Origin of the sequence: Bacillus sp. FSL M7-0558, from assembly GCF_038003245.1 — a bacterium.
Classification (GTDB): Bacteria; Bacillota; Bacilli; order Bacillales; family Bacillaceae; genus Bacillus; species Bacillus pumilus.
Genome location: NZ_JBBOOU010000001.1, coordinates 3628167 through 3643875, shown reverse-complemented (window position 1 = coordinate 3643875; position 15709 = coordinate 3628167). Strand labels below are relative to the sequence as shown.

The window sequence follows — 15709 nt, the reverse complement described above, 5'->3', positions numbered from 1 at the left end:
GATAAATTGTACCGGTATAATTATAATGTGCATATACTAGTGGTGATACAGCCAACGGACGTCATGATCACAATTGTGAAATAGGAGGAATAGATAATGACATTACCAAAAGATTTTCTATGGGGCGGAGCATTAGCTGCACATCAATTCGAAGGTGGATGGAATGAAGCAGGAAAAGGCCCAAGTGTTGTGGATGTAATGACAGCTGGTGCTCACGGAGTACCGAGACAAATTACGGAGACGATAGAAGACAGTAAATTTTATCCGAATCATGAAGCAATCGATTTCTACCATCGTTACAAGGAAGATATCGCGATGTTTGCCGAAATGGGGTTAAAATGCTTGCGTACATCGATCGGCTGGAGCCGAATTTTCCCAAAGGGAGATGAAGCGGAACCGAATGAAGCTGGTTTACAATTCTATGATGATGTATTTGATGAACTGCTCAAGCATGGCATCGAGCCTGTGATTACACTGTCTCACTTTGAGATGCCGCTTCATTTGGCAAGAGAATACGGCGGATTCCGAAGCCGAAAAGTCGCTGAATACTTCGCGAAATTCGCTGAAGTGTGCTTCAATCGTTACAAGGACAAAGTCACATACTGGATGACATTTAATGAAATCAATAACAAAATGGATGTCAACAACCCGCTGTTCCTATGGACAAACTCAGGGGTATCAGTCAAAGAAGGCGAAAATGCCAAAGAAATCATGTATCAAGCAGGACATCATGAATTACTTGCAAGTGCATGGGCAGTAGCAAAAGGCAAAGAAATCAATCCTGCTTTTCAAATTGGTGCAATGGTATCTCACGTACCAATCTATCCGTATTCCTCAAATCCAGAGGATGTCATGCTTGCTGAAGAATATATGAGACAACGCTATTTCTTCCCAGATGTACAAGTTCGGGGCTACTATCCGAGCTATGCACTGAAAGAATTCGAACGCGAAGGCTATCATATTCCGTTTGAAGAAGGCGATGAAGAAAGCTTAAGAAAAGGAAAAGTAGATTATCTTGGCTTTAGCTACTACATGTCGACAACAGTTAAAAGTGATGCAGTGTCTGATAACGACGGAGACATTGTCAACGGAGCCCTTCCGCATGGTGTAGACAATCCTTATATCAAATCAAGTGACTGGGGCTGGTCCATTGACCCGACTGGCTTAAGATATACGTTGAATCGTTTTTACGATCGTTATCAAATCCCGCTCTTCATCGTTGAAAATGGGTTTGGTGCTATAGATCAAGTGGAGGAAGACGGTTCCATTCATGACCCAGAACGAATTCAATATCTCGCTTCTCATATCGAAGCACTGAAAAAAGCCATCGAATACGACGGTGTTGACCTGATTGGCTACACACCTTGGGGGATCATTGACATCGTGTCATTCACAACAGGCGAAATGAAAAAACGCTACGGCATGATCTATGTTGACCGCGACAACGAAGGCAACGGCTCAATGAAGAGACTTAAAAAAGATTCGTTTACTTGGTACCAAAACGTCATTGCCACGAATGGTGAAGAAGTATAATAAAGGAAAAAATAGAAGCCCGGGTGAGCGTGGTATATGCTTGTTCGGGTTTTTGCACTCTTTCGGAAAAATTGGTGTGTATATCCTTTTGTTCACTAGATATAAGTCTTATAATTTAGTAAGAAAGAAGAGTGAAATGGGGAGATTGTAAATGACGAAATGGTGGATGGTTCGTGCAGGTGACCAGAATGATTTAATTCCGATGTGGGAAGAGAAAGGGTTAGCATCAATCGGTTGGCCGAAATTAGGTAATCCAAAACAATATCAAACAAAGCAAGAGATGAATGCCCGAGCTGATGTCATCTTCGCCGAGAGCAAACCTTTTACAAGAAGAAGCTGGGTTAGTCAGGTATGGAGGTTTAGTAGAGAAATTCAAAATGGAGATCGAATTATTACATACATAAAAGAAAGCCGTGAATATCGAGTTGGTACGGTGACTGCTCCACATTTTTTTGATGAAGCAGCAGGGGATAAAATGTATCCAAATCATATTCAAGTCAACTGGGAACCAATCGCAGTGAAACGAGATTCTCTCAGTCAATCAGCTAAAAACAGCCTCGGTTCTATATCAACTGTTTTTCGTGTAGATGATTGGGGGAAAGAAATTGAACACCTACTTAAAAACCCTACTTCTATACCAACATCCGAAGATGAAACCGAAGAAGATGAAATTATTGAAGATTTAGTCAGCAAAGCAACTGTGATGATTGCAGATAAGGTGGATAAATTGGATCCGTGGAAGATGCAAGACTTAGTCGGGGGCTTACTGCAAGCTATGTCATACAATGTTCGTGTGAGTCCAAAAGGTCCTGACGGCGGTGTAGATGTATTAGCTTATAAAGATGCATTTGGATTTGAAAAGCCTATTATTAAAGTACAAGTCAAGCATCGAAAAAATTCAGCCAGTGCACCAGAAGTGCAGCAATTATTAGGAGCCAACCCCATGAATGCAAATAGTTTATTTGTTTCTACTGGCGGATTTACCTCTCATGCAAAAGCTATTGCGAAGCATAATGAAGTTCATCTATTGGACTTAGAAGAACTCGTCAATCTTATTGTACATTGGTATGAGGATATGCCAACAGAGACAAGATCTTTATTACCTTTGAAAAAAATGTATGTGCCTGAGTGATTTTTTGTTGTTTAAGTTTTATTAATGCCTGAATACAAAGAAAAAGAGGGTTATGGCGATAAAATAGTTCATTGAGTTGTGAAAGATCTTAATGTTCAAGGATATTTGAAGAAGAATCCAAAGGCCGAATATTACCATAATAGCAGGAATGATTCTTTTATACACATTGTTTCGAGAGTGGTTTGTTTTTAGGTATCGCAGCAGAGGTTGAAAAGAGATAAAGATATGAATAGGTTTCATTACATGATTTGGTATAATTGATCTATAAAAACGTTAAATGGTAGATGAAGAATAGGAGTTGTTGTAATGAATCACACTCTGCAAATGGGAGCCAATACCGTACTAAACTCTCCAAAGGGACAGGTATCCATCAGCTATGAAGTGTCATCTGAAATTGATATTTCTTTAACGGCGTTTCTTTTAACAGATTCGGATCAGGTTCAAGGAGATCATGGCATTATTTTTTACAATCAACCAGAGAGTGCTACGGGTGTCGCGACACTTTTACCAGCAGAGGTATCAGGTCAGTTGAAAAGGCATCAACTAAATTTTGATATGAGCAAAGTGCCTTCTGGAATCACAAAGATGGCTATTACACTAACAGAGGATCAAGGATCGAGCTTTTCTCAAGTGAAGAATTTACAAGCAGAAATTCGAACAGGTGACGAGGTGCTTTATCTAACACCAGTAAACTTTACAAATGAAAAGGGCATTGTCGTAGTAGAGCTATATATAAGAAATGGTGACACGAAAGCACGCTCAATCTGGCGTGGTTTCGATTCTGGACTGGAAGGGCTATGCAAGCTTTATGGTGTGGAGGTTGAACCTGATGAACAGGATATTTCTACACCTCAATTGGCTCCTGAAAAACAATCAATTGATGACCCTGCTCAAACGAAGACAATGGCTAAAGAGAAAGTTGTTGCACCTATCAGTTTAGAAAAAGTTCAAGGTGAAATTAGTCTAGACAAAGGTCATAAACCGATCATAATAGAGAAAACGCCTGAGATCACAGCGACAGTATCTTGGGAGTCCGGCACCGATTATGATATTTATGCATTGGTCTACACAAAGTCAGGAAAGCAAGTAGATGTGGCTATGTTTGGTGCGAAAGGAATTTCTGCTCTCAAAAGTTAAGGCAACGGAGCTGTTGAGCATATGGGAGATGTCGGTAGAGACCATGAATCAATGAAAACAGAAGTTATTAAACTACGGTTAAATGATGATATCCTTGCTGTCGTTCCGGTTGTTTATTCTGCTCAATCAAACGGGACAGGTTCTTTTTATAGATATAGAGTATCTATGAGTATCGATAATCATCAAGGAACGTCTGTGACGATTCATTCCAAACATGCCAATGACAATGATCGTATTTATTCTTGTGTGCCAGGTATGCTTCAAAATACAAATGATGGTGTGATCATCCGCCCACTTGAGCTTTATAGCAAACCAAACTCTGAGCGGAGACCTAAATTAAAAATGAAGTCTTCTAATGAAATTGAGGTATTGATGGATAAAGGACCTGTCAATGATTATAAATAAAACGGATGTATGGCTAGACAGAGCAAAGTGCTTTGTTTAGCTTATTTTATTTAGCCCGTTAAATAGAGAGTCTATTCCGTTTTTTATGTCAATTAACCTATTTTTCCGTTTTGGTGGACACGGTAAAATAGACTTTATGATCAATAATGGAGGGAGTGACTTCTTCTGAGCAAGATACTTGATGCAAAAGCACTAACAAGTGCCATGGATGCAAGGGCAAAACACTACCAGGAACTCCGTGAACAAATGGTAGATTTAAAAAAGGCACTTCAAGGCGTGGCTAACCTCGGTGATGATTTCACTGGAAAAGGTGCCGATAACATTAAAAGCTTTTATAAAGAACTGGCTGGAAATGTAGATATGTTTATCAGCTTCATTGATAAGCAAAAAGCCTTTCATGAAGGTGTTTCTGGGACACTTGATGATACGAGTTTTGGCGGCGACACCTTTGTAGAAGAACACTTTTTAGACAACGCTGTACATATGGGCATCAAAAATGCCAAAAGCATTGTGAAGGATCAAAAAAAGGCGCTTAAAACGATTTTTCAAGACATCGACGACCTCATTTCTCTAGAAGTATTTGATAGTCAAACCTTTGATGAAAAAATTGCAGATGCGGAAGACGAGCGAAAAAAGACAGTGAAAGACCTAAGAGAGCTTGATCAAAATGTAAAAGATGAATATGCTTTGTCAGAAACGGAGCAGCAAGCTACAATGGCATTGTATACGGAAATGATGAATGCCACAAATGACGGAAAAGCGATTTCGCCTATGAATTTTGACAACAAAGCGTATCAAAATAGTGAAATCTACAAGGCAAAAAGCGATATTGAGAAGCAAACTTCTGAATATCTGAAAATCAAAAAAGAACAAGAAGAGGCCCGTGAGAATGCAAAGGAACAGGAAGCACTCGCCAACCGTCCTTGGTATGAAAAAGCACTTGATTATGGCGGAAATATCGTCAATGAATTGACAGGCGTGAACGATGCAAAACGCGCCGCTACAGGTGTTGACCCGATCACAGGTGAAGAGCTCACCGCAGGACAGCGCGTCGCAGCAGGCGGTATGGCAGCAGCAGGTTATATCCCAATCGTCGGATGGGCAGGTCGTATTTTCAAAGGTGGTAAAGCCGTCTATAAAACAACTCAAGCCACATCAGCCGCAGTCAGAGCAGTCGACATTTACAAGACATCGCAAAAATCCTTTGACGCCTTAAAAACATCTCAAAAAGGTCTATATGGTCTCACCGCCACCAACGGCTTCAGCGAAGCGATTACAGGTAGAGACATGTTTGGAAATAAGGTCTCGAAAGAACAGCAGGAAGCAAGTATGAACGCGGCTCTTGGAATCCTTTTGCCGTTTAGTAAAAAGAGCATCAATGGTAGTCTGAGGATCGGAGAACAAAAAGTTGCTGAGAAAATAATAGCAGAAAGAACCAAAGGATTAGATTTAAGGAAGCACCCTATACAAAGAAAGCAGTTAAGCACTAAGAAGATGAAAGAGCTGAAAGACAAATTTGAGAATAGGACGATTACGAAATTAGAATATGAAAATTATAAATGGAATAAAAAGTTTGCCAAACATAGAAACACTGGTGTGAATGAGTTTTGGTATCAGGAACGTCAAAGAATTTTGAATAAAGAGGATCCAACCAGAAACTGGGATAAGCAGCAATTAAATGATATTCTAAATGGTAAGAAGCCTAAAGTAGATGGAAAAACTGTGCAAGGTCACCATTCTTACAGTGCATCACAATATCCACATTTAGCGAACAAAGGCGAAATTATATATCCAGCTACACCAAATGAACATTTTAATGGTTGGCATGGAGGTAATTGGAAGAATAGTCTACCTGGAGAAAGAATTAAACCTATTGACGATTTCTAATCTATGGAGGAGAAACTAAATGCCTAAAATGAAAATGCGAATAGAGAAAGATGATGATCAAATCAAATATATCTCGATTCTAAGAAAACATACAGATAAAAGTATTTCTGAAATAAAAGAAGCAATAAATAAAAATGATTTTATTTTATCTTATAATTTATTAGATATTGATGAATTGAAAGAGATGAAAAACATTATAAGTTTACTAGAAAAAGCTGAAGCTAAAATGCATATTTATGAAGATAGTCGAGAGGTTAGTGTTGAATTTTTAGATAATCTTATTGAATCTTATTTAGATACAGAAAGGTATCTAGAAGAAGTGGATGAGCAAATAAATGAAGATTAATTTTTGTGGCTTTGAAACAGATGACAAGTTGGACTGTATAAATTAGTCACTATAAACCCTTCATATGAATTTAAGGAAGATCAATTTGGTGACTGACTTAGCAATAATACTCTCAGAAGAAATAAGTATTTTCTCAGATTTTATCCAAGATATTTCAACAGAAGAAGTGGATGAGTATATAGAATATATTCAAAATGTTATAGATGGAGTTTATGAAAACTTTGAAATTACATTGAATGCTACCAGTGCAAGTATCAAAAGAGAAGAGACAATCGTTGAACATCATTATAGAATTGAAGAACCTCATGAAAATAAAATTGAAACAAAAGAATTCATAAGGCTGTTGTTAATTTGGAAAGAGAAAATACCAGAAATATCCTAAGATTAAATATCATATTGACGATTAGAATAATGATTCAGGCACTTGATTAGACCTTTAGGCTACAAGTGCCTTTGTTTAATTAGAGATCTTAAGATGTTTGAATACAAAAAGTAAGGTAACCCTAAAATGGTGATATCTATGAATAACAACAGAAACTCAAAAATCGAAACCTTAAAAAGAAAAAGCAGAAGAAAGCACTTAATGAACGAATTAAGCTATATGACACTTCCAGAAAACGCATTTTTAGATATCGAAGAAAATCAATTGTTTTGTCAAAAGGTTTTTACTTTCCTTCAATCAAGAGAAGAGAAAGTTCAAATATATGGAAACCACTACCGAGAGCATATTGAAAAATCTGAACAAATGTTAAAGGAATTGGTTAAAAAGGTAAAAATAACACCTACACAAGGCAGATTACTATTTTTTCGAGATCGTGAAATTGAAGCCTTTTTAGTGAATGTGGATGAAGTGTTTAGTCATTTAAATCAGCTTCTTGAGCAAACGAAATTTTCAACTGGATATGGTGATTTTCTTTTAGTCGCAGAGGATTTTCGTTTTGGTTTATGCATAGAGCGAACGGAATATTATTATGAGCTAAGTATTTGGGGGTTATAATAATTAACGATGAATAGAGTTGACACATCTTTTAGGGAGTGGAATTAGCCACTCTTTTTTTCTAACGATGGAGTCATACGCTTGATCGATGATTTTCTCTCAAATTTAAGCAATTCACTATCATTACCTTTCACATTCATATAAAATAAGAGCAGTGAAAAATTGAAGAAATGCTTGATACATGAAGGGCATGTAAGCGGTGAGCTGCATGACATGATGAGATGTATGAACGTGAAGGCTGCAAAGCTGTTCTTCCTCACATATGAGATCTTATAAGCGTAACCATTATTTATCACTTCATTGCGATGGTGTTGAGGGGTGTGTCAGGATGAGGAATCCGTATGTGAGAACGGCTTCTAGTCTTTATATCAATTATTTTTTATTAGGGATGGTCAATATTATATTGGCTTCCAATATGCCATTTTTAATCAAACAGTTAGATACCAATAGTGCAGGAATTAGTTATATGATTTCGGCGCTTGGCATTGGCAGGGTGCTTACGTATGGTTTATCGGGCGTGCTGTCAGATCGTTTTGGGCGAAAGCCGGTCATTTTGGTTTCGGGTGTGCTGATGGCGGTGTTCCTCATCGGAATTCCGTTGTCTCCAAATTACCAAATCGCGTTTGCGTTTGCGATTTTGGCAGGGGTCGCAAATTCAGCCATGGATGCAGGGACGTATCCTGCATTAATGGAGGCTTTTCCGCAAAACTCGGGATCTGCGAATGTGATGGTGAAGGCCTTTATATCAATTGGGGCAACCATCTTGCCATTGGCGATTTTCTTTTTAGCAGAGCATGATTTGTTTTATGGAATAGCATTTTTTGTTCCTGCTCTGATCTATCTTGTGAATGTCTTGATGCTGTGGACCTTGCCATTTCCGAATCATCGCAAGGTGGAGCAAGTCCAGGTAACGGAGCATGACGGACTTCCGCGCTTCTCGACAGAGCCTACATTTTGGAGAGAAGGGATCGCACTCATTGTGATCAGCTTTACGTCAAATGGGCTATATGCGTTGCCACAAATTTGGCTTCCTACTTACGGTGAGGCCATATTGGGGATGACATCGGGCAGTGCTGTGAAACTGCTCAGTTACTATAGCATGGGCGGGCTGCTGTCTGTCGTGATGCTCGCATTTCTGTTGCGCCGTTTTGTCCGTCCGGTCACTGTGCTGCTGATCTATCCAATCATTACGCTTGTTTCTATTTGTGTGCTCTTGGTCGTGAAATCCCCAGTCATCGGAACCGTCAATGCTTTTGTATTGGGATTTTCAACAGCAGGAGTTTTTCAGCTGACGTTAACTGTGATGGCTGAATTCTTCTGGAAAAACAAAGGGACGATGACAGGAATTATCTCCACAGCGGGCGGTGTGTCGGCTATCGTCATCCCTGTCGTAACAGGTTTAATTCAGAGTCACTTGTCCATTTTACAAATCTTTATGTTCGATGCAGTGGTGGCTGTTGCGGCCATTATCGGCGCACTGTATATCCTGTATCGATACCGCCAAATCATGGTACATGATTAAAAAAAAAGACGACCTCCGCCGGAAGTCGTCTCAGCGTGTAGACAAACCCTCGCATTCTTTGTCAGGGCTGTGCTCCGGTGCTCACGAATGTCAAATTCGCTCCGCTCCTGTGCTCGCCCTTCCTAGACTGCAAAGGTTTTCTATCACGCTGAAAAGAAGACAAAGGGCTAAAATGAAGATCATTTTAGCCCTTTGTCAATAATGTAAGACGACCTCCGCTTAGGAAGTCGTCTTTCTTTTGTATTAGAAACGGTCGTTTTCAAAAAGAATCTGTTTCACTTGATCAACTGGCATATCTTCACCAGTAAAGAGTTTGTAAGCAAGTGCACCTTGCCATAGCATCATGCCAAGACCGTTAATGGTTTTGGCGCCAGCTTCCTGTGCTTGAGCAAGGAGCTTTGTTTTTTGCGGATTGTATACGACATCTGTCACGATTAAATCTTCACGCAGAACATCAAGCGTATCATCGATGATGCTGAGCTGATCTAGTGGTTTCATGCCAAGGCTTGTCCCGTTTGCTAAGATTGCACTTTCTGCTACTTCACGGCGGAACGCGTCTTTGTCTTCAAGTGGGAAAATGTTCGCTTTGACACCAAATGATTTCATTTCTTCGTTGATGTACGTCACATTTTCTTCAGCTTGAACAAAATATTGATCATTACGAGCAAAAATACTAATTTCACGAATACCAGATTGTGCAAGCTGAATCGCAATCGGAGTAGCGGCACCGCCTGAGCCAACGAGTGTGACCTTTTGTCCAGCTAATTCAACGCCATGCTCAATCAAGTTTCTCACGTAGCCAAGACCATCTGTGTTGTAGCCAATCAGCTTGCCATCCTTGTTTACAACGGTGTTGCTTGCACGTGTGTATCTTGCAGAATCGTCTAGTTCATCTAAGTAATCCAATACTTTCATTTTGTTCGGCATAGAAACGTTAAATCCAGCAGCACCCATTGCTTTCATACCGTATACGGCTGCTTCTAGCTCATCATTCCCTACTTCAAATGCGAGGTAAGCATAGTTGATCCCTGTTAGTGTATAGCCAAGGTTATGCATCCGTGGTGAAAGGCTGTGCCCGATTGGTGTAGCAAGAAGACCGACTAATTTTGTTTTCCCATCAATATTTCGTTCATGTATGTTTGTCATGATTGACATCTCCTTTAATTATCTAAATAATTTTTTCATGCGTCCAAGAACAAAGACCGCTAGCAATACGCTCATAACCGCAATGATCATATCGAAAAATAACGTCATTTTAATATCGTACGTGCTGACCAACCCACTTGTAATGAGCGGCACGAGAATAAACGCGGAGCTTGCCGCAATGTTGACGTAGGATGAAGCCGTTGCTTTGTTTGTCGGGAATAGTTTCATCATGATACTCATCGCCAGCTGGAAGATTCCCGCTGTAAATAGCCCTAAGAAAAAGGTGCTGACAATCACAATGCTGTATGTTTCGATTTGAAATAATGAAAGCATCGCAAGGAATGCTCCAATTGGATAAATAATTGCAACCATAATAGGTGAAATGAATTTATCTAAGACGATCGACAGCAAGAGAACAGACACCAGTGCACCGATACTAAAATAAGATAGAAGCTGTGTGGCTTGTTCTGTGCCAAGTCCGATTAATTTTAACCCGAGCTGCGGAAGCCATGTCTGCCATACGACAAACAATGCAGTCGACGTGAACCCCATGAGCACAACAGCTAAGCCTTCACCAAGCATTTTAGGTTCTTCCTTCATTTGTTCCTGTACTGGAAGGTCATCCTGTGAAGAGACTTGCTTATGGTTCGGGAACGGCATAAAGATTAAGTAAATCCCAACAAGTAAATAAAGAAGCCCTAGTCCAAAGAACGCCCAGCCCCAGAAGATGTCATGTGCAATAAGGAATGCCAGGATAAATGGAAGAACAGTCGCTCCAATTGAAACGGACGCCTTCACTAAAACAGAAGCTGAACTTGCCTTTTTAGGAAACGATTCTGTCAAAGCAGGATATGTTCCCGAATCAAGTAACGAGTTTGCAATCCCAGCAGAAATCGCAAAGATAAATGCTAGTGTATAATTCGTTGTCGTTGGAATACCGATTAAGAATAATAAGTAAAGAAAGTTTCCTGTAATAATGACAGGCTTACGTCCCCAGCGGTCGGCTAACCGGCCTGAGAAAAAGAGAGCAACCAGTTTACCAATTCCGATCGCCGATACAAGCAAGCTGATTTTCGGAATATCCACATGGTAGCGTTCAGATAAGCTGTCCATGTTGGAAGCTACAATAATATTGATCATGCCGAGCATGAAGTAGTTTAAATACATGCCAACAGACGATTTAATATAAGGATTTTTCATGTTCCCACTCCTATATTTGAAACCCTTTAGGGTCAAATTCTTTGTACACCCTTTGTTATTTCCTTAAAAGTAAATAATATGATGCCCATCACAACACCCCTTGTGTAATTGATGAAAAAAATAATGAATATTCATCTGTTCTTCTTCTTCAATTAAGTACATCGTTCTACTGAAATATAAAAAATAATAATAGTCTTAATAAGAAAGTGGATCTTCATGATTTGATCAGAATCAGAAATGATCAATTTAACTGTTGTTGAATGAAAAATAACGAGCTGACGAGATAGGTATAACGATATACTAAAAGAAGCAACGAGATAAATATACTCCTGTGTTTTAAATGTGTCAAGTTTATGACTTTGTGATTTAAAAAAATAAAAATGAAATAAAGAAATGGTTGACTTGATCAATAAAAAAAGAGAATTGCTGCATGCAATTCTCTTTTTCATCATGAGGGAGCGGTTTCTCTAATATGAAGTTGAGGCTTTAAGATCAATCTCTGCAGCTCTTCATCCTGTTCGTTCATTTTATGATATAAAAGGTTCGCTGCTTTTACCCCGATGGATCGGGGGAAGGAGGAAACAGTGGTGAGCGGCGGATGGTACATCTCCGCTTCAGGAACATTATCGAATCCAACCACATCGATATCTTCACCAGGCTTAATGTCACGAGCTGATAGTTCTTGAATGACCCCAAATGCGACTAGATCACTAAAACAAAAAATAGCAGTAGGAGGCTCAGGCTGATCAATCACTCGGGCAAGCGCTTCTTTCCCGCCTTCACGAGTAGGTTCTATGTCAATAATAAGAGAATCATCAATCATCAGATTTTCTTCGTCATGGGCTTTTTTGAAACCTTTCATCCGCTCAATCCAAGTCGATGAGGTCTTGATGCCGCCTAAGAAGGCGATACGCCGATGTCCCTTTTGAAGAAGATGACGAATCGCCATCCAAGCACCTTGTTCATAATCAACGCCGACATAGTCACATTGCACATCTGATAATTCACGATTTGCCAGTACTTTTGGGGTGCGAATTTGATTTAATTGTTTGACCGTTCGTGCAGAGCTTTTTGAAGCTGGGTTTAAAATAATCCCGCCCACTCGGTGCTCTACCATTGTGGAAATGAGCCGCTCCTGTTTATCGACACTGTCAAAGGTCGTACCAAGTAAAACAGTATAGCCTAGTGATTCAAGCGTGGTTTGCACGCCAATTAAAAACTCAGAAATAAAGGTGTTAGAAATATCCGTGACAATCACACCCACGATATTTGAGCTTTTTGACCGCATGTTGGCAGCAACGCGGTCGTATACGTATCCTAAGTCCTCCATGGATTGCAGTACTTTTTTTCGAGTGGCTTCAGAGATTCTAGGATTATTTCGAACAACAAGTGATGCCGTTGAAGTCGAAACACCGGCATGCTTGGCGACTTCCTGTAATGTGACACGCTGTTTGTTCATTTTTTTCATTTGTTTTCACCAACTTCCATGGATTGCCTAACTTTGTTCTTGATCAAGAGGGATTTCTCCAGCAAACGAGCCGAACATCTTTTGATTTATTATACATGAATCAAGAGGGATTGATGAAGTGATGTTATATGGCTACCACCGTCAATCATAAAAGATTTCCATTGACAGCTTTCTTTTAGAGGCGTAAAATATGAAATTATTCAGAAATAGCAACATTTTAATTAAATAACGAAGGCTATGATTGCTGTGGGTCACACTATGGCAGGAGCAGCTTCTGGAGAGACCGCATGAATGTGCGGCGCCGAAGGGTTCACAATCTCAGGCAAAAGGACAGAAGAGTACGAAATATTGTATTTGTAATGCATGGATGACGCCGTGTATTGCTTTTCGCTATTTTGCTATTCTTTTATGACCGAGAGATTGGAGCGCATCCAATCTCTTTTTTTATGGACTTTTTGAGAGTTCATTATTTCAGTATAAGATCGTGTCGTAGGAGGGCGTTAGCATTGGAACAACAAGAATTGAAACGAGATTTATCAAACCGCCATGTTCAGTTGATTGCAATTGGCGGAACCATTGGAACTGGGCTATTTTTAGGCTCTGGAAAGGCCATTCAATTGGCAGGTCCATCGATCATTTTTGCTTATTTAATTGTCGGGATGGCGATCTTTTTTGTCATGAGGGCACTTGGTGAACTGCTCTTATCGAAGACAGGCTATCAGTCATTAACCGATATTGCAGAGGACTACCTTGGTCCGTGGGCATCCTTTGTGACAGGATGGACGTATTGGTTTTGCTGGATTATGACCGCGATGGCGGATGTTATTGCTGTCGGAGTGTATGTGCAGTATTGGTTTGATATCCCGCAATGGATTCCTGCCATCATTTGTTTGTTGATTTTACTAGGATTTAATTTATTAACGGTGAAGCTTTTCGGAGAAATGGAATTTTGGTTCGCACTCATTAAAGTGATTACGATTCTATTATTGATCGGCGTTGGAATTGTCCTTTTAATCATTGGTTTTCAAACAGATACAGGGCCTGTGACGGTAACAAATCTTTGGTCACACGGCGGATTATTCCCTCATGGTGTCACAGGCTTCTTACTGTCATTCCAAATGGTCATCTTTGCGTATGTGGGAGTGGAACTGGTCGGTGTGTCCGCAGCAGAAACAGCCAATCCGCAAAAAAACATCCCGTCTGCGATTAATAAAATTCCATTAAGAATTCTATTTTTCTATGTGGGCGCCATTTTTGTCTTACTATGTATCAACCCATGGACTGAGCTCAGTGCATCAGAAAGTCCTTTTGTAAAAACCTTTGGGCTGATTGGAATTCCAGTAGCAGCGGGACTCATTAATTTTGTTGTCTTGACGTCTGCGGCTTCGGCTTGTAATAGCGGTATGTTCTCGACGAGCCGAATTTTGTATAATCTCAGTCATCAAAAACAGGGCCCATCTTCCTTTGGACGTCTGAATAAGCACGCTGTTCCAAGTAATGCACTATTCGTTTCAACAATTGTGGTATCGGTCGGTGCTCTCTTAAGCAAGTTAATTCCGGAACAAGCCTTTGGTATTGTCACAACCATCAGTGCCATTTGTTTCATTTGGGTATGGAGTATTATTTTAATTTGCCATTTGAAATATAAAAAAACAAAGCCTGAACTGCATGCAGCATCTACTTTTAAAGCACCGTTCACACCTTTTGTAAACATTTGTGTTCTTGTCCTTTTTGCTGCCATTCTTGTGATCATGCTGTTTGCGGATGCAACACGCCCGGCGCTCTTGTTAACACCGGTTTGGTTTGGTTTCTTATTATTGATTTATGCACGAAAGAAACGCCGTGCGTCATAATGGACGGAAAAGCACAGCCTTTGCATTGGGCTGCGCTTTTGTTCATTTAACGATTTCTAATCCTGAACATATAATTTGCATTCAAAATGATTAAAACAAGTCCAATCACGATGATTGAGAAGAGTTGAGAGTGATTGGCTCCAAGGGAATACACAATCAGAATAAACATGGCACTGGTCAATAAGATGTTCATCATTTGATACGTGTGAAACAGTCCGCCAAGCATCACATGCTTTTCACCTTCGTCAGAAATAGCGAGCAGCTTTTTACTATAATCTTTGTCAGACGGGCTTGGGAGATTGCGATTAGGGTAGACAAGTTGTAGAACGGATATCGCTACATAAGAACTGATAATGGTGACGATAAATAAAGCAACATTGACGAGAATCAGCCAAATAGGCTGTTCGGTAACGATAGCCATACCGGTGGCAATTATGGACAAAATGGTACTCACCGTATTGGATAAAGTCGAATCAGTAAAGGTGCGATACTGTTTTGCTTCGAGTTCATCCTCTTCATCTCCAGATACCGAAAAAGATACTCTTTTCTTCATACGTGAAATCCCTGAAAAACAATAAACAATCAATACAATCGTCAATCCACTGATGACAAGTGTCGCTTCAAATGCAATATCAAGAAGTGTCATTTCAAATTCGGCAGCCAGCAGACAGTAAGCGCCGAGAAAGCCAAGGAGAGCACCTGAGAGCAGTTTGTATACAGTTTTCATGATAGTTCATCCTCCTCGAATAGAAAAATACGTTCAATGGGTTCCTGAAAAATTCGTGAAAGCTTAACAGCGAGCAAGAGAGACGGCATTAATTCATCGCGTTCCATTAAGCTGATGGTCTGACGAGAAACCTTTGCACGCTTGGCAAGCTCAGTTTGGTTCAAACCATCACGTGCACGAAGCTCTTTTAGCCGATTTTTCATTCTGTCACCTCAATTTTGATCTGAATCTTTCTTTGATTGTAAAACATGTTATTCAAATTGACAAGTAAAGTTGTCAATTTGATAAAAATAATTGTCAGATAAGATCATCTTTCTTCAAAAGGTGAACCATGATACGCTAAAAGAAAGAGAAAC

General features: G+C 39.8%; 13 protein-coding genes, 2 pseudogenes and 1 riboswitch. Of the genes and pseudogenes, 9 read left to right on the top strand and 6 right to left on the bottom strand.

Annotated features, from left to right (window positions below; all coding sequences use genetic code 11):
• Window positions 1–93: 93 nt before the first annotated feature.
• The gene (bglA, locus tag MHB79_RS18520; protein WP_111913644.1) at window positions 94–1533 is read left to right on the top strand and encodes a 6-phospho-beta-glucosidase BglA; all 1440 of its coding nucleotides are present in this window, start codon (window positions 94–96) and stop codon (window positions 1531–1533) included.
• 151 nt (window positions 1534–1684) lie between these two features.
• Window positions 1685–2665 (top strand): restriction endonuclease, encoded by a 981-nt coding sequence (locus tag MHB79_RS18515; RefSeq protein ID WP_340990493.1) that lies wholly within the window; start codon window positions 1685–1687, stop codon window positions 2663–2665.
• Window positions 2666–2686: 21 nt separating this feature from the next.
• Here the strand turns inward: MHB79_RS18515 and MHB79_RS18510 are convergent, their stop codons facing one another.
• The gene (locus MHB79_RS18510) at window positions 2687–2830 is read right to left on the bottom strand and encodes a hypothetical protein (protein ID WP_340990643.1); all 144 of its coding nucleotides are present in this window, start codon (window positions 2828–2830) and stop codon (window positions 2687–2689) included.
• A 141-nt stretch (window positions 2831–2971) separates the two neighbouring features.
• Here MHB79_RS18510 and MHB79_RS18505 point away from each other — a divergent pair.
• From MHB79_RS18505 to MHB79_RS18480, 6 genes and pseudogenes are all read left to right on the top strand, one after another.
• A pseudogene (locus MHB79_RS18505) lies at window positions 2972–4207 on the top strand (TerD family protein).
• Window positions 4208–4411: 204 nt separating this feature from the next.
• Window positions 4412–6094, top strand: a complete 1683-nt coding sequence (locus MHB79_RS18500; RefSeq protein WP_445661257.1) for a T7SS effector LXG polymorphic toxin — start codon at window positions 4412–4414, stop codon at window positions 6092–6094.
• Between the two features lie 19 nt (window positions 6095–6113).
• Window positions 6114–6440, top strand: a complete 327-nt coding sequence (locus MHB79_RS18495) for a hypothetical protein (protein ID WP_340990491.1) — start codon at window positions 6114–6116, stop codon at window positions 6438–6440.
• 51 nt (window positions 6441–6491) lie between these two features.
• Window positions 6492–6822, top strand: a pseudogene (locus MHB79_RS18490) (tRNA-Val4).
• A 138-nt stretch (window positions 6823–6960) separates the two neighbouring features.
• Entirely contained in the window at window positions 6961–7437 is a 477-nt protein-coding gene (locus MHB79_RS18485) for a YxiF family protein (RefSeq protein ID WP_340990489.1), read from the top strand.
• Window positions 7438–7765: 328 nt separating this feature from the next.
• Window positions 7766–8959 (top strand): MFS transporter, encoded by a 1194-nt coding sequence (locus MHB79_RS18480; protein ID WP_003214696.1) that lies wholly within the window; start codon window positions 7766–7768, stop codon window positions 8957–8959.
• 243 nt (window positions 8960–9202) lie between these two features.
• Here MHB79_RS18480 and MHB79_RS18475 read toward each other — a convergent pair whose 3' ends face one another.
• From MHB79_RS18475 to MHB79_RS18465, 3 genes are all read right to left on the bottom strand, one after another.
• Complete coding sequence (locus tag MHB79_RS18475) at window positions 9203–10105, bottom strand: shikimate 5-dehydrogenase (RefSeq protein ID WP_003215382.1); 903 nt, start codon at window positions 10103–10105, stop codon at window positions 9203–9205.
• An 18-nt stretch (window positions 10106–10123) separates the two neighbouring features.
• On the bottom strand, window positions 10124–11305 hold the full coding sequence (locus MHB79_RS18470) for an MFS transporter (RefSeq protein WP_339206405.1): 1182 nt from the start codon (window positions 11303–11305) through the stop codon (window positions 10124–10126).
• A 448-nt stretch (window positions 11306–11753) separates the two neighbouring features.
• Complete coding sequence (locus MHB79_RS18465; RefSeq protein ID WP_340990488.1) at window positions 11754–12773, bottom strand: LacI family DNA-binding transcriptional regulator; 1020 nt, start codon at window positions 12771–12773, stop codon at window positions 11754–11756.
• A 264-nt stretch (window positions 12774–13037) separates the two neighbouring features.
• Window positions 13038–13117: riboswitch (glycine riboswitch) on the top strand.
• A 162-nt stretch (window positions 13118–13279) separates the two neighbouring features.
• On the opposite strand from MHB79_RS18465, the gene MHB79_RS18460 reads away from it, so the two are divergent.
• Window positions 13280–14626 (top strand): amino acid permease, encoded by a 1347-nt coding sequence (locus tag MHB79_RS18460; RefSeq protein ID WP_050944619.1) that lies wholly within the window; start codon window positions 13280–13282, stop codon window positions 14624–14626.
• A gap of 46 nt (window positions 14627–14672) precedes the next feature.
• Here the strand turns inward: MHB79_RS18460 and MHB79_RS18455 are convergent, their stop codons facing one another.
• Together MHB79_RS18455 and MHB79_RS18450 are read right to left on the bottom strand one after the other, a co-directional pair.
• Window positions 14673–15353 (bottom strand): DUF3169 family protein, encoded by a 681-nt coding sequence (locus tag MHB79_RS18455; RefSeq protein ID WP_340990487.1) that lies wholly within the window; start codon window positions 15351–15353, stop codon window positions 14673–14675.
• The gene (locus MHB79_RS18450; RefSeq protein ID WP_003215336.1) at window positions 15350–15556 is read right to left on the bottom strand and encodes a helix-turn-helix transcriptional regulator; all 207 of its coding nucleotides are present in this window, start codon (window positions 15554–15556) and stop codon (window positions 15350–15352) included. Before MHB79_RS18450 ends, MHB79_RS18455 begins: the two co-directional genes overlap by 4 nt.
• Window positions 15557–15709 lie beyond the last annotated feature (153 nt).

Bases quoted from the DNA above. Each gene is read 5' to 3' on its own strand.
- MHB79_RS18515 (WP_340990493.1), top strand. From the start codon at position 1,685: ATGACGAAATGGTGGATGGTTCGTGCAGGTGACCAGAATGATTTAATT.
- MHB79_RS18500 (WP_445661257.1), top strand. From the start codon at position 4,412: ATGGATGCAAGGGCAAAACACTACCAGGAACTCCGTGAACAAATGGTA.
- MHB79_RS18495 (WP_340990491.1), top strand. From the start codon at position 6,114: ATGCCTAAAATGAAAATGCGAATAGAGAAAGATGATGATCAAATCAAA.
- MHB79_RS18485 (WP_340990489.1), top strand. From the start codon at position 6,961: ATGAATAACAACAGAAACTCAAAAATCGAAACCTTAAAAAGAAAAAGC.
- MHB79_RS18480 (WP_003214696.1), top strand. From the start codon at position 7,766: ATGAGGAATCCGTATGTGAGAACGGCTTCTAGTCTTTATATCAATTAT.
- MHB79_RS18475 (WP_003215382.1), bottom strand. From the start codon at position 10,105: ATGACAAACATACATGAACGAAATATTGATGGGAAAACAAAATTAGTC.
- MHB79_RS18470 (WP_339206405.1), bottom strand. From the start codon at position 11,305: ATGAAAAATCCTTATATTAAATCGTCTGTTGGCATGTATTTAAACTAC.
- MHB79_RS18465 (WP_340990488.1), bottom strand. From the start codon at position 12,773: ATGAAAAAAATGAACAAACAGCGTGTCACATTACAGGAAGTCGCCAAG.
- MHB79_RS18455 (WP_340990487.1), bottom strand. From the start codon at position 15,353: ATGAAAACTGTATACAAACTGCTCTCAGGTGCTCTCCTTGGCTTTCTC.
- MHB79_RS18450 (WP_003215336.1), bottom strand. From the start codon at position 15,556: ATGAAAAATCGGCTAAAAGAGCTTCGTGCACGTGATGGTTTGAACCAA.